This is a genomic window from Arsenophonus endosymbiont of Aleurodicus dispersus, assembly GCF_900343015.1.
Taxonomy (GTDB): domain Bacteria; phylum Pseudomonadota; class Gammaproteobacteria; order Enterobacterales; family Enterobacteriaceae; genus Arsenophonus.
The window spans coordinates 86,595-100,740 of sequence record NZ_LR025108.1 but is presented as its reverse complement, the minus strand read 5'-3'; the positions used below and the strand labels follow the sequence as shown (position 1 = coordinate 100,740).

Sequence of the window (14,146 nt, the reverse complement as noted above, 5' to 3'; positions counted from 1 at the left end):
CAATATACAGCAATCATATTAAGTCAGACATGGCTAGTTACTGTATTTAATTTTTTACTTGAATTATATCGCTGGGGTTAATTTATTCCCAAAAGATTTTCATGATGAGTAGATATTAAGGGCATTACATAACCGAGTGGGTGATAAAAAAGTCCAGGTTATTATATAGTATATAGATCTTAATATGAGTGTTATACCTCTGGTTGATATTTATCGATTTATTTAGCTGGTTGAGCTAGGATTAGATATGTGTCGTGATGTATAGGGTTCCTAGGAAAGTTTTATTATTAAAGTATTTCAGGGAGAAGGCTTTGATGAATATTTAAAGGATATTTACTCTACATTAAGTTAAAATTTGTAACCTATATACTTCACGTTCATGTGAAGTTAACATTGTAGCGACAGGAAGCAAAATATAGTGACCTGTACGTTGTTTATTTAACATAGTTGTAATGAAGAGGTTACTCCTTTGAGTGACATGGCGAAAAACCTGATTCTCTGGGTAGTCATTGCGGTAGTCTTAATGACTTTATTTCAGAGTTTTGGTCCTAGCGATTCGAATAGTCGCAGGGTGGATTATTCTACTTTTATGAATGAGTTAACTCAGGATCATATACGTGAAGTGCGTATTTCTGATCGTGAAATTAGTGTTAAGAAAATGGATAACAGTTGTTATACAACTTATATTCCTGTGAGAGAAGATCCAAGATTGTTGGATACCTTGCTTGAAAGAAATGTCACTATTATTGGTGAACCACCTAAAGAGCAAAGTTTCTTAACAACAATTTTTATTTCCTGGTTTCCAATGTTATTACTGATTGGAGTTTGGATATTTTTTATGCGTCAGATGCAAGGAGGAGGTGGCAAAGGTGCTATGTCCTTTGGTAAGAGTAAGGCACGAATGCTAACAGAAGATCAAATAAAAACAACTTTTACTGATGTTGCAGGTTGTGATGAAGCTAAATCAGAAGTTGGTGAACTAATTGAATATTTACGTGAACCGGGACGTTTTCAAAAATTAGGTGGTAAAATTCCTAAGGGAATTTTGATGGTAGGACCACCTGGAACTGGTAAAACTTTATTGGCAAAAGCGATTTCCGGTGAAGCAAAAGTTCCTTTTCTTACTATCTCTGGTTCAGATTTTGTAGAAATGTTCGTTGGTGTTGGTGCTTCTCGAGTTAGAGATATGTTTGAACAAGCAAAGAAAGCAGCTCCTTGTATCATATTTATTGACGAAATAGATGCTGTTGGCCGTCAACGTGGTGCAGGGTTAGGAGGAGGTCACGATGAACGTGAACAAACTCTTAACCAAATGTTGGTAGAGATGGATGGATTTGAAGGGAATGAAGGGATTATTGTTATTGCAGCTACCAACCGTCCCGATGTGTTAGATCCAGCATTATTGCGTCCTGGACGTTTTGATCGGCAGGTTATTGTTGGGTTACCTGATGTACGTGGTCGTGAGCAAATTTTGAAAGTTCATATGTGCCGTGTACCTTTAGATTCTAGCGTTGATGCTTCAGTATTAGCACGAGGCACCCCTGGTTTTTCTGGTGCTGATTTAGCTAATTTAGTTAATGAAGCCTCTCTTTTTGCGGCGCGGGGAAATAAGCTGGTTGTTACCATGGTGGAATTTGAAAAGGCAAAAGACAAGATTATGATGGGTGCTGAACGTCGATCTATGGTTATGACAGAAGAACAAAAAGAATCTACTGCTTATCATGAGGCTGGCCATGCCATTATAGGACGTATTGTTCCAGAGCATGATCCTGTTCATAAAGTAACTATTATTCCGCGTGGGCGTGCGTTAGGTGTAACATTCTTCTTGCCAGAAGGTGATCAAATTAGTTATAGTCGTCAAAAGCTAGAAAGTCAAATTTCTACGCTTTACGGTGGTAGGTTAGCAGAAGAAATTATTTACGGTTTAGAAAAGGTGTCTACTGGTGCGTCAAATGATATTAAAGTAGCAACTAATCTTGCTCGTAATATGGTGACGCAATGGGGGTTTTCTGATAAATTAGGTCCATTACTCTATGCTGAGGAAGAAGGTGAGGTTTTTCTAGGACGTTCTGTTGCTAAAGCTAACCATATGTCAGATGAAACTGCGCGAGCAATTGATGAAGAGATGAAGGCAATTATTGATCGTAATTATCAACGAGCTCGTCAGATATTGAATAATCACATGGATATTCTGCATGCTATGAAGGATGCATTAATAAAATATGAAACTATTGATGCCCCTCAAATTGATGATTTGATGAATCGCCGTCCAGTTAGAGCTCCAGCTGGTTGGGATGATAATGATAGTAATTCTACTATTACATCCTCCATACAAGTAGAGCCAGAAAAGAATATTGCTGCTCCTCATGGTAAGGAGAGCATGCATGAAAATGATAATAGTATTAATACAGATAATCATTAATTATTATTAATTATCTTTTGTTTTCTATTTGAAATGAATAAATGTTTAAAATTTTTGGTTTTGGTTGTTTGAATAGGGTGATTATGAAAATTTCTGCCAGAAAAATAGATCTTGATCTTAACTGTCCTGTTGTTATGGGAATATTAAATATTACTCCAGACTCTTTTTCGGATGGCGGTGTATACAACGATTATAACTATGCGCTAAAACATGCAACTAATCTAGTTAACTATGGTGTGGCAATTATTGATATTGGTGGTGAATCAACTCGTCCTGGTGCTAGTGAAGTCAGTCTACAGCAAGAACTAGATCGGGTTATCCCAATAATTGAAGCAGTAACTGACCGTTTTGATGTTTGGGTTTCTGTTAATACATCTAAAGCTGTTGTCATGGAAGAAGCCGCTAGAGTAGGTGCTAATATTATTAATGATGTTCGGTCTTTACATGAACCTGGTGCATTAGAGGCTGCAGCTGAAACAGGGTTACCAATATGCATTATGCATATGTTAGGTCAACCTAAGACAATGCAACAAATACCATATTATAAAAATGTAGTTGCGGAAGTAAAACAGTGTTTATTAGATGAAATTAAACGTTGTGAAGCAGTAGGTATTGCGAAAAATCGTTTGATTATTGATCCAGGTTTTGGTTTTGGTAAAAACTTAGCACATAATTATCAATTATTAGCTAAATTAAATGAATTTCATGCTCTAGGAATGCCACTACTAGTTGGTATGTCGCGTAAATCTATGATTGGTGAATTATTAGATGTACCACTAGAGGAACGGCTTATTGGCAGTATTGCATGCGCAGTTATTGCAGCTATGCAGGGAGCACATATTATTCGTGCTCATGATGTAAAAGAAACTGTACAGGCTGTGAAGATTATTAAAGAAATACTTTTGGAAAAATATGATTATTAGTAAGCGCCAATATTTTGGTACGGATGTGATGGTATTAGGCCCAATTACTCATTATTTTGTTTTTAAATTGTGTTGGGCAGCTTGTAAGGTTTTAGCACGGCATGGTTCTCGTAAAATAATCATAGGTAAAGATACACGTATTTCAGTTTATATGTTGGAGCGTACGGAGGCTGGTATTGTTATTTCTGCTTACCATAATCTCTATTATGATAATGGTATGAAATTCTTTTCAATTGATGGAGCTAAGTTAGTTTGTAATGTATAAGAAGCAATAGAAGTTGAGATGTAAAACCAACTTACTTGTGTTGATTCGGCTGATTAGGCCGATAGATTAGTATTGTTGATGCTGCTGGTTGTTATATAGAGTAAAAATAGTTTTAGATTGTGCTAATTAATTATTATATTGCAGCTAATGTTTTAACTTAGCTTGATGCGTAATTTATCAAAATTAGATGTAACCCAATATTAATCAGTGTTGTGGAGCTACTAACGTTGCTCTGTGTGGTAATATAATAGATGGCGATAAAATATATTATTGCACGTGATGCACTTCAACAAGGTAAATTATACGGTGGTGTTGTTAGCACTTTTTTTTAGTAATTTTCTGGGCGCAATTTTTTTGCGTTTACCCTGTAAAAAAATACAATGAGATAAAAATAATCTTGCTTGTCATGTAAGGTTTAGTTAGTATTTATAATTGCTTCTTAAAGAAGCTATTAGTAAATTGAAGGTAGTTAGCTATGTACATATTCCTTTTATTTATTTTTTTATTAGTTTCAATTGCGTTGATTGGTATGGTCATGCTGCAGCATGGTAAATGTGCTGATATGGGATCTTCACTTGGTCTGGTGGCTTCATTTAGATCGTCAGTATCAGGTGATTTTATAGCACGCATTACGGCAATTATTGCAACATTATTCTTTGTTATTAGTTTAATTTTAGGTAATTTAACCGCTAATAAAAGTGTGACTGGAAGTAAATTGGAAAATATTGGTGAACTAGTTGATAAACCAGCTGTATTGTCTACAGTACCTGTAGTACCAACAAGTGATGTTCCTCATTAATTAAACTACATTTTATGTATTGAACAATTTTATTAAAAATTACCTTACTGGGTTGCCGAGGTGGTGAAACCGGGATACACGCTACCTTGAGGTGGTAGTGCCTATAAAATGGGCATACGGGTTCAAGTCCCGTTCTCGGCACCATTTTAAATGGTAACTTGCATTTAGCATATTATCAGCGTAAAATTTGCGTAATTTACTAGCGCGGGATGGAGCAGGCAGGTAGCTCGTTGGGCTCATAACCCGAAGGTCGTTGGTTCAAATCCGGCTCCCGCAACCATTTCTTATCACATGATCTATTTCAGCTTTTTATTAGATTATTTTATTTTGGAGAAGCACTTAGTTAGGGATTAAACCTAGTGTAGGTGTTAGGGTCCAGTTGCATAAAGCCCCGAGTTTCGGGGTTTTTTGTTATTTTAAAATAATTATTTTTTTTCAGTTCTTTTTTTATGTCTTGGGGTTTGTCCATGTTAGAGTAAAAATTAATATCGATGATTTCTGTCATCAGGACGTCCCTCTTTACTGTTGCACAGTATCATATATTTATGGGTAAATAAGTGAATTGAATATTAATAATTGCAATTCAGAAACGTCGTAAATGGCAATAAGTTATTGATGACGAAATGATAATGGTTACTGTGGATGGCAAGAATAAAGTGTTTTAACTACAAAACATATAGAAAGCTAATCTAGTACCCCACTTTTAATAAAGTTTAATGAGTCAACTAGAATGAATAAAGAAATTTTGGCTGTTGTGGAAGCTGTTTCTAATGAAAAATCGCTTCCTCGCGAAAAAATCTTTGAGGCGCTTGAAATTGCATTAGCAACAGCTACTAAGAAAAAATACGAACAAGAGATTGATGTTCATGTTGATATTGATCGTAAAATAGGAGATTTTGATACATTTCGGCGTTGGTTGGTGGTTGAAGAAGTCAAGCATCCAACCCTTGAAATTACTTTAGATGCAGCTAAATTTGAAGATTTAGAGATCAAATTAGGTGATTATGTATATGATCAAATAGAGTCTGTTACGTTTGATCGCATTACAACGCAAACTGCAAAACAGGTTATTGTTCAAAAGGTACGTGAAGCTGAGAGAGCAATTGTTGTTGAGCAATTTCGTGAACAGCAAGGTGAAATTATTACTGGGGTAGTAAAAAAAGTTAATCGTGAAAACATTACTTTGGATTTAGGTAATAATGCTGAAGCGGTAATTTTGCGTGAAGATATGTTACCACGGGAAAACTTTAGATCAGGTGATCGTGTGCGTGGTGTATTGTACGATATACGCCCTGAAGCGCGTGGCGCTCAGCTATTTGTTAGCCGTTCTCGGCCAAAAATGTTAGTGGAATTATTTCGCATAGAAGTACCTGAAATTGGTGAAGAAATTATTGAAATTAAAGCCGCCGCTCGTGACCCAGGATTGCGGGCAAAAATTGCTGTAAAAACTAATGATAAACGTATTGATCCAATAGGTGCCTGTGTTGGGATGCGGGGCGCAAGAGTGCAAGCAGTATCAAGCGAACTTGATGGTGAGCGTATTGATATTATTTTGTGGGATAATAATCCGGCACAATTTGTGATTAATGCTATGGCGCCAGCTGATGTTGCTTCTATTGTCGTTGATGAAGATAAATGTACGATAGATGTTGCCGTTGAAAGTAATAATTTAGCTCAGGCAATTGGTCGTAATGGACAAAATGTTCGCTTAGCTTCTCAGTTACTAAAAAAGCATCGTGGAGATGATAGATGGGAATTGAATGTTATGACTGAAGAAGAACTTGAAGCTAAACATAAAGCAGAGGCACATGCATCTATTAATTTTTTTGTTAAGTATCTTGATGTTGATGAAGAATTAGCTACTGCTCTCGTTGAAGAAGGGGTTTCTACATTAGAAGAATTAGCTTATGTACCAATCAACGAACTATTAGAAATTCTAGATCTTGATGAGACAACAATTAGAGTTTTACGTGAAAGAGCAAAAGCCGCGCTGACGACATTAGAATTGGTTCAAAAAGAGAGTATGTCTGATAATAAACTAATTGAAGATCTATTAAGATTACCAAGTATGAATTATGTTTTAGCTATTAATTTAGCTTCTCATGGTATTTTTACATTGGAAGCGCTTGCTGAACAGGGAATCGCCGATCTGAAATATATTGAAGAAGGTCTGAATGATGAAGAGGCTGGTAAAATTATTATGGCGGCGCGCAATATTTGCTGGTTTGGTAAAGATCCAAAATAATTTGGAGCAGGAATGAACAGAATGGTAGATGAAACTATAAAATTATTGGCAGCAGAGATTAAAACTTCAGTTGAATGTTTGGTACAGCAATTAGCTGATGCTGGAATAAAGAAAACTAAAAAGGATGCTGTTACTCAAAATGAGAAAGAAATTTTACTGGCATACTTAAATCGTGAAGATAGGACAATAGGTAACCAAAATGGTAAATTAACACTACAGCGAAAAATTCGCAGCACATTAAGTGTTCCTAGTCCTGGAGGTAAAAGTAAATCAGTTAAGATTGAAGTACGTAAAAGGCAAACATATATTGATTGCAATGCCTTGGAAAAGGTAAAAGCTGAAGAGCAAGTTAAGCATGAAGTTAAAGAGCAAATAAAGCGCGAAGTAGCGGAAAAAAAGAACGTGAAACTAAGTAGAAATAATCAAAAAATAGCTAAATCTAATAAAGATTTGACTGCTTATGCGGAAAAAAAGCTTCGTGAAGCTGAAGCAGCAGAGATTAAACGTAAAGCTGAAGAAGAGATGCAACGTAAGGTCGAAGCTGAAGCTCAGCTTGTTGCTGAAGAAACTCGTCGTATGGCAGAAGAAAACTTTCTGCTGTGGAGTGGTCGTGATGAAGTGAAAGATAATCTAGATGATCTCTAATAACTTATCGTCATGCTCCTGAAGCAGAAGAGGAAAATGATGCACAAGAAGAAGAGCGTCGCGCTCGAAATCGAGGCGGTAAGGCTACTCGTAAGAAAAAAAATAATAAACATTCTGAGAAAGCTGATCGCGAAGAAGAGCGCTCGGTTGGCCGTACGAAGAAAACTAAAGGTAAAAATAAAAAAACTAGTTTATTACATCAAAGGTTCACAAAACCGGTTACGATTATTAATCGTGATGTTGTAATTGGTGAAACTATATCGGTTGTTGAATTAGCTAATAAGATGGCCGTCAAAAGCTCTCATGTTATTAAGACTATGATGAAAATGGGTGTGATGGTTACCATAAATCAGGTTCTTGATCAAGAAACAGCGCAGCTGGTGGCAGAAGAGATGGGGCATAAAGTTATTTTGCTGCGGGAAAATGAGCTGGAAGAAGAGATTTTCAATGATCGTGATACAGGTGAAGCAATTGCAGAATCTAGAGCGCCCGTCGTAACGATGATGGGGCATGTTGATCATGGGAAAACTTCATTACTGGACTATATTCGTTCAACTAAAATTGCATTGGATGAAGCTGGTGGCATCACGCAGCATATTGGTGCTTATAATGTTGAAACAGATAAAGGTATGATTACCTTTTTAGATACACCAGGACATGCCGCATTTACTTCAATGCGTGCGCGTGGTGCTAAAGTAACGGATATTGTTGTTTTAGTAGTTGCCGCTGACGATGGTGTGATGCCTCAGACTATAGAAGCTATTCAGCATGCTAAGGCCGCTAATGTTCCTGTGATCGTTGCAGTTAATAAAATTGATAAACACGAAGCTGATGCTGATAGCGTGAAAAATGAGCTGTTGCAATATAGTATTACAGCTGAAGAGTGGGGTGGTGAAAATCAATTTATCAATGTATCTGCTAAAAAAGGGATAGGTATTAATGAATTATTAGAAGCAATCTTATTGCAAGCTGAAGTATTAGAACTGAAAGCAGTTTGTACTGGTATGGCACGTGGTGTTGTTATTGAGTCTTATTTGGATAAAGGTCGTGGTTCTGTTGCGACGATTTTAGTTCAGGAAGGCACCCTTAATAAAGGTGACATAATACTATGTGGTTTTGAATATGGCCGTATTCGTGCAATGCGTAATGAATTAGGTGAAGATATTCAATCTGCTAGGCCATCAATTCCGGTTGAAATTTTGGGGTTGTCAAATGTACCCTCAACCGGTGAGGAAGTAACTGTTGTCCGTGATGAAAAGAAAGCACGAGAGGTTGCCCTTTATCGTCAAGGTAAATTTCGAGAAGTAAGATTAGCCCGTCAGCAGAAATCAAAACTAGAAAATATGGTTGCTAATATGGAAGATGGTAAGATTTCTGAGTTTAATATTGTATTAAAAACTGATGTACAAGGTAGCTGTGAAGCTATTACTGATTCATTACAAAAATTATCCACTGATGAAGTTAAAGTAAAAATTATTGGTTCAGGTGTCGGTGGTATTACAGAAACAGATGTTATATTAGCTGCAGCTTCTAATGCGATTATTATTGGGTTTAATGTCCGCGCTGATGCTACGGCAAGACGCACTATTGAAAACGAAAATATAGATATACGCTATTATTCGGTAATTTATAGTCTTATTGATGAGATTAAACAGGTGATGAGTGGTATGTTAGCTCCTGAATATAAACAGCAAATTATCGGATTAGCGGAAGTTCGTGATGTATTTAAATCACCTAAGTTTGGAGCCATTGCTGGTTGTATGGTTGTTGAAGGCGTAATTAAGCGTAATAACCTTATCAGAGTATTGCGGGATAATGTGGTTATTTATGAAGGTGAATTGGAATCATTACGTCGTTTTAAAGATGATGTCAACGAAGTACGTAATGGTATTGAGTGTGGCATTGGTGTTAAGAATTACAACGATGTACGTGTTGGTGATATGATAGAAGTATTTGAAGTCATTGAAGTGAAACGTTCAATTGATAATTAATACCTACTTTATTGATACTTGTTGCAATGCTATAATATCAGTTATGGAGTTTTAGTTAAATAGTTATAGATAACTATTTATATTAGGTTTATTGGTTATCGATTCTTGTGATTATATTAATTTTATTATGATAAATCATCTTTATGATTTTTTCTATATAAAAATAAAATACATATAAGTATTTAGTTTTATTTTTTTATATAATAATTATATGGTCATTATATTTTGGTTTTACCACGTGAGGAAATATAATAATGGCAAGAGAATTTTGTCGTGTTCATCGTGTTGCCCAAGAAATAAAAAAAGAGATCTCGATTATTCTTCATCAAAAAATTAAAGATCCGCGTGTTAAAATGGCTACTATTTCAGGGGTAGAAGTTTCTAGTGATTTGGCTTATTCTAAAGTTTTTGTAACTTTTTTAAGTATTTCATCAAAAGAACACGAAACAGATATGGTTAAAAATGGTATTAAAGTATTTAATAGCAATCTGGCTAAATATATTCGTTTTTTACTGAGTAAAGCCATGCGTTTACGTATAGTTCCTGAATTAACTTTTTTTTATGACAGCTCTTTGGTGGAAGGTATGCGTATGTTTAATTTAGTTAGCAACGTGGTCAGAGATGATGAAAGGAGCTTTCATAACGCTAAAGATGATAGAGATAGTGAGTAATGAGGCGTCGTATTGGTCGTGAAGTTCATGGGGTATTGTTATTGGATAAACCAGCAGAATACTCATCTAATGATGCTTTACAAAAAGTACGTTATTTATTTAATGCTAAAAAAGCTGGTCATACAGGAGCACTCGACCCTTTGGCAACCGGTATGTTGCCGATTTGTTTAGGTGAAGCAACGAAATTTTCACAATTTTTATTTGATTCAGATAAACACTATCGTGTTATTGCTCGTTTAGGTCAGCGTACGGACACTTCAGATGCGCATGGTAAAATAATTTGTCAACGTCCAATAGAAATAACACAGTATCAATTTGATAAGGCATTAGATAAATTTCGTGGTAATTTAATCCAAGTACCGTCTATGTATTCCGCGCTTAAATATCGTGGTAAGCCACTTTATGAGTATGCCCGCCGGGGGGTTACTATTGAGCGTGAAGGTAGGCCGATTACTGTTTATGGTTTACAATTTGAGCGTTGGGAAGATAATGAATTGGAATTAACGATCCATTGTTCTAAAGGGACTTATATACGAACTATTATTGATGATTTAGGTGAAATATTGGGTTGTGGTGCCCATGTAATTTATCTAAGGCGCTTACAGGTAGCTAGTTATCCAATTGAACGTATGGTAACAATAGAGCAATTATATACGCTTAAGCAGAAATTTGAACTACGGATAACTTCTTTGGAGGCGCAATTAGATTCTTTATTATTACCAATGGATAAAGTAGTTAGTCATTTTCCTGAAGTAAATATTTCATCAAATGTTGCCACTTATTTTAAAAAAGGGCAAGCGGTTGTTGTTATTAATCATAGGTTTTCTAAAGGCAATAAAGTTAGAGTAACAGAAGGTGATAGGCATAAATTTATTGGTATTGCTGAGATTGATGAACAAAATAAAATAGCTCCTCGTCGTTTAGTAGTGTAAAGTGTTTAATAGTATTTAGATGTTATCTTGTGTTATGATTAATTGAAACGTAGAATGAATTAATATTTGTTTAGGAAGGCTAAATTATAGATCGGCTTTTCTTATGTTTAGTGTAAAAATTGGAGTTATTTTATGTCTCTAAGTACTGAAGAAAAAGCGCAAATTATAGCAGATTATGGTCGTAATAAAAATGATACCGGTTCTAGTGAAGTTCAAGTTGCTCTTTTGACTGCAGAAATTAATCCATTGCAATGTCATCTTGCTAAACATAAGAAAGATCATCACAGTCGCCGAGGGCTGTTGCGTATGGTTGCTCAGCGTCGTAAACTATTGAACTATTTGAAGTATAAAGATGTTGCTCGTTACACCACACTTATTGATTGCTTAGGATTACGTCGCTGATTATTTGGGGTTAAAATGAACAGGGGCCTACTGGCCCCTGTTCTGCTAGAACACATAAAAAATTTTTACACTTATAAAACATGTATAGGAAATAAAATATTTTCAATTTATTTTAAAATAATGTGATCTTCTTTAGCTCCAACTAGTTCTGGTGGCTAATGAGAATGCTGAAATTTAAAAGATCAGTAAATGTAGTCAAGTATTATCATTAGTTGTAAGGATGTAACAAGAACGTAAATATTAGTTTTGTTATATAAATAAAAAACTATTAAAAGGGTATTATTTTGCTTAATCCTATTATTCATAAATTTCAATATGGTCAACATACAGTTACTATCGAAACTGGTATGATGGCTCGTCAAGCGACTGCTGCAGTTATGGTTAGCATGGATGATACGGTCGTATTTGTCACTGTTGTTAGGCAGAAGAAAATGAAAGAAGGGCAGGATTTCTTTCCACTGATAGTTAACTATCAGGAACGATCATATGCTGCTGGTAGAATACCCGGCAGTTTTTTCCGTCGTGAAGGGCGTCCTGGTGAAGGTGAAATGCTGATAGCTAGGCTAATTGATCGTTCACTTCGTCCCTTGTTTCCAGATGAATTTTGCCATGAAATACAAATTATTGCTACGGTTGTATCCGTTAATCCGCAAGTTAATCCTGATATTGTTGCTATTATTGGAGCATCTTCTGTATTGTCTATATCAGATATTCCATTTAATGGTCCAATTGGAGCAGCCCGCGTTGGTTATATTGATGATGAGTATGTTTTAAATCCTACCATTAATGAGTTAAAAAGTAGTCGCTTAGATTTAGTTGTTGCTGGTACAGCGAGTGCGGTACTAATGATAGAGTCGGAAGCTGATTTATTAACAGAAGATCAGATGCTTGGTGGGGTTGTTTTTGGTCACGAGCAGCAACAAATCTTGATTGATAATATTAATGTTTTGGCGACAAAAATCGGTAAAAAAAAATGCGATTGGCAACCAGAAGCGATTAATCAAAAATTATATAATCGTATTGCAGAATTATCTGAACAGCGATTAAGTGATGCACTTCTTATTACTGAAAAAAAAGAGCGTTATATTAAAGTTAATTTAATTAAAGAAGATGTTGTGAGTGTACTTTTGGCCGAAAATAAATCTTTAGATGTTGCTGAAATAAATAAATATTTATCATATTTAGAGAAAAAAGTGGTCCGAACTAGGGTATTAAAAGGTGAACCGCGTATTGATGGTAGAGAAAAAGATATGTTGCGTGCACTTGATGTACGTACTGGTGTATTACCTCGTAGTCATGGTTCAGCGTTATTTACTCGTGGAGAAACACAGGCGTTAGTCACAGTAACTCTTGGTACTGAACGTGATGCACAAGTTGTTGATGAGCTTATGGGTGAATATACCGATCGTTTTCTATTTCATTATAATTTTCCTCCTTATTCAGTAGGTGAAATAGGGTTAGTTGGTTCACCCAAACGTCGTGAAATTGGCCATGGACGTTTGGCTAAGCGTGGAGTATTAGCAGTGATGCCGATTCAGTCAGAGTTTCCCTATACTGTACGTGTAGTGTCTGAAATTACAGAATCTAATGGATCTTCTTCTATGGCTTCTGTTTGTGGGGCATCACTAGCATTAATGGATGCAGGTGTTCCAATTAAGGCAGCAGTGGCAGGTATTGCCATGGGGTTAGTGAAAGAAAATAATAATTTTGTGGTGCTTTCAGATATCTTGGGTGATGAAGACCATTTAGGAGATATGGATTTTAAAGTCGCAGGTAGTCGTGAAGGTATTAGTGCTCTGCAAATCGATATTAAGATTGAGGGCATTACGCATGAAATTATACAAGTTGCGTTAAACCAAGCAAAAGTAGCTCGTTTACATATTTTAAGTATTATGGAAGAGGCGATTAATCGCCCTCGTGAAGATATTTCTGAGTTTGCGCCACGTATTCACACTATTCACATCAATCCTAATAAGATTAAAGATGTGATAGGTAAAGGTGGTTCTGTCATTAGAACATTAACTGAAGAAACCTGTACTACGATTGAAATTGATTATGATGGTACTGTAAAAATTGCGGCAACCGATAGTTTTAAAGCTGAAGCTGCTATTCGTCGTATTGAAGAGATTATCACAGAAGTTAAAGTTGGCGGTGTTTATCAGGGCAAAATAACACGTATTGTTGACTTCGGGGCTTTTGTGGCCATCAGTGGTAGTAAAGAAGGGTTAGTACATATCTCTCAGATAGCAGAAAAACGCGTTGAAAAAGTTACTGATTACTTACAGTTATATCAGGAAGTACTAGTTAAAGTTTTGGAGGTTGATCGGCAGGGACGTATTCGTCTTAGTATTAAAGATGTGGGTTACACTGAAAAGCTACATGAAACAGAAACACATATTTCTGCAGAATAATTTGACGTAAAGCTCGGTGTCCTGTAAAAATAGAGCCTAGTATTTTAAATAACTAAGTTATATTTAGTTTTAGTGATTGATGGGATACTTTGATTTGTTTCTGTATTCTGGATACAGAATATGAAGTTTTTCTGTACTTGCTTTACATTACAGCTATTATTTTTATTGTAAGTAGCAATAGTGAATATTTGCTTAAGAGTCAAGTCTTTGTAATCCCAATGCCACCTAAATTGCAACAAGAAGTAACTTACTAGTTGGTTATTATCTGATGATGAAGATGCACATTTTTATCTTAGCGTGGTGTTTTGTATGATAATATCGTATTGATTGCTCTAACTAGCAGTGATTCTACTATCTATACGTCCAGATAGTACGTAATTTAAAATTTTCTTGGAAGATATTTTATCCTGGCAAGGAATTTTGATTTATGCTGCCTATAA

General features: G+C 35.7%; 8 protein-coding genes, 2 tRNA genes and 2 pseudogenes. All 12 read left to right on the top strand.

The window, feature by feature from the left end; translation table 11 throughout:
- The first annotated feature begins 478 nt into the window (after positions 1-478).
- The 12 genes and pseudogenes from ftsH to pnp all read left to right on the top strand — a co-directional run bounded on the left by ftsH (position 479) and on the right by pnp (position 13,706).
- Positions 479-2,422 (top strand): ATP-dependent zinc metalloprotease FtsH, encoded by a 1,944-nt coding sequence (ftsH, locus tag WBAF_RS00330; RefSeq protein ID WP_121463122.1) that lies wholly within the window; start codon positions 479-481, stop codon positions 2,420-2,422.
- Positions 2,423-2,505: 83 nt separating this feature from the next.
- Positions 2,506-3,345 (top strand): dihydropteroate synthase, encoded by an 840-nt coding sequence (gene folP, locus WBAF_RS00325; RefSeq protein ID WP_121463121.1) that lies wholly within the window; start codon positions 2,506-2,508, stop codon positions 3,343-3,345.
- A pseudogene (locus tag WBAF_RS00320) lies at positions 3,341-3,933 on the top strand (phosphohexomutase domain-containing protein); the annotation flags it as partial. The gene folP and the pseudogene WBAF_RS00320, both read left to right, overlap by 5 nt.
- A 152-nt stretch (positions 3,934-4,085) precedes the next feature.
- Positions 4,086-4,409: a preprotein translocase subunit SecG gene (gene secG, locus WBAF_RS00315; RefSeq protein ID WP_121463120.1), complete on the top strand. Its 324-nt coding sequence runs from the start codon at positions 4,086-4,088 to the stop codon at positions 4,407-4,409.
- A gap of 54 nt (positions 4,410-4,463) precedes the next feature.
- Positions 4,464-4,553, top strand: a tRNA-Leu gene (locus WBAF_RS00310).
- 59 nt (positions 4,554-4,612) lie between these two features.
- Positions 4,613-4,689, top strand: a tRNA-Met gene (locus WBAF_RS00305).
- A gap of 450 nt (positions 4,690-5,139) precedes the next feature.
- Entirely contained in the window at positions 5,140-6,654 is a 1,515-nt protein-coding gene (gene nusA / locus WBAF_RS00300; protein WP_121463119.1) for a transcription termination factor NusA, read from the top strand.
- Positions 6,655-6,675: 21 nt separating this feature from the next.
- Positions 6,676-9,290, top strand: a pseudogene (infB, locus tag WBAF_RS00295) (translation initiation factor IF-2).
- 254 nt (positions 9,291-9,544) lie between these two features.
- A complete protein-coding gene (gene rbfA / locus WBAF_RS00290) occupies positions 9,545-9,961 on the top strand; it encodes a 30S ribosome-binding factor RbfA (protein ID WP_121463118.1) in 417 nt (138 codons plus the stop codon).
- Positions 9,961-10,893 carry a tRNA pseudouridine(55) synthase TruB gene (truB, locus tag WBAF_RS00285; protein WP_121463117.1) on the top strand — a complete coding sequence of 311 codons (933 nt, stop codon included), beginning with the start codon at positions 9,961-9,963 and terminating at the stop codon, positions 10,891-10,893. Before rbfA ends, truB begins: the two co-directional genes overlap by 1 nt.
- Before the next feature lie 132 nt (positions 10,894-11,025).
- Complete coding sequence (rpsO, locus tag WBAF_RS00280) at positions 11,026-11,295, top strand: 30S ribosomal protein S15 (protein WP_121463116.1); 270 nt, start codon at positions 11,026-11,028, stop codon at positions 11,293-11,295.
- A gap of 284 nt (positions 11,296-11,579) precedes the next feature.
- Entirely contained in the window at positions 11,580-13,706 is a 2,127-nt protein-coding gene (gene pnp / locus WBAF_RS00275; RefSeq protein WP_121463115.1) for a polyribonucleotide nucleotidyltransferase, read from the top strand.
- Positions 13,707-14,146: the final 440 nt, after the last annotated feature.

What these genes read in the sequence shown, in the direction of transcription:
- ftsH (WP_121463122.1), top strand. Translation starts at nt 479, where the DNA reads ATGGCGAAAAACCTGATTCTCTGGGTAGTCATTGCGGTAGTCTTAATG.
- folP (WP_121463121.1), top strand. Translation starts at nt 2,506, where the DNA reads ATGAAAATTTCTGCCAGAAAAATAGATCTTGATCTTAACTGTCCTGTT.
- secG (WP_121463120.1), top strand. Translation starts at nt 4,086, where the DNA reads ATGTACATATTCCTTTTATTTATTTTTTTATTAGTTTCAATTGCGTTG.
- nusA (WP_121463119.1), top strand. Translation starts at nt 5,140, where the DNA reads ATGAATAAAGAAATTTTGGCTGTTGTGGAAGCTGTTTCTAATGAAAAA.
- rbfA (WP_121463118.1), top strand. Translation starts at nt 9,545, where the DNA reads ATGGCAAGAGAATTTTGTCGTGTTCATCGTGTTGCCCAAGAAATAAAA.
- truB (WP_121463117.1), top strand. Translation starts at nt 9,961, where the DNA reads ATGAGGCGTCGTATTGGTCGTGAAGTTCATGGGGTATTGTTATTGGAT.
- rpsO (WP_121463116.1), top strand. Translation starts at nt 11,026, where the DNA reads ATGTCTCTAAGTACTGAAGAAAAAGCGCAAATTATAGCAGATTATGGT.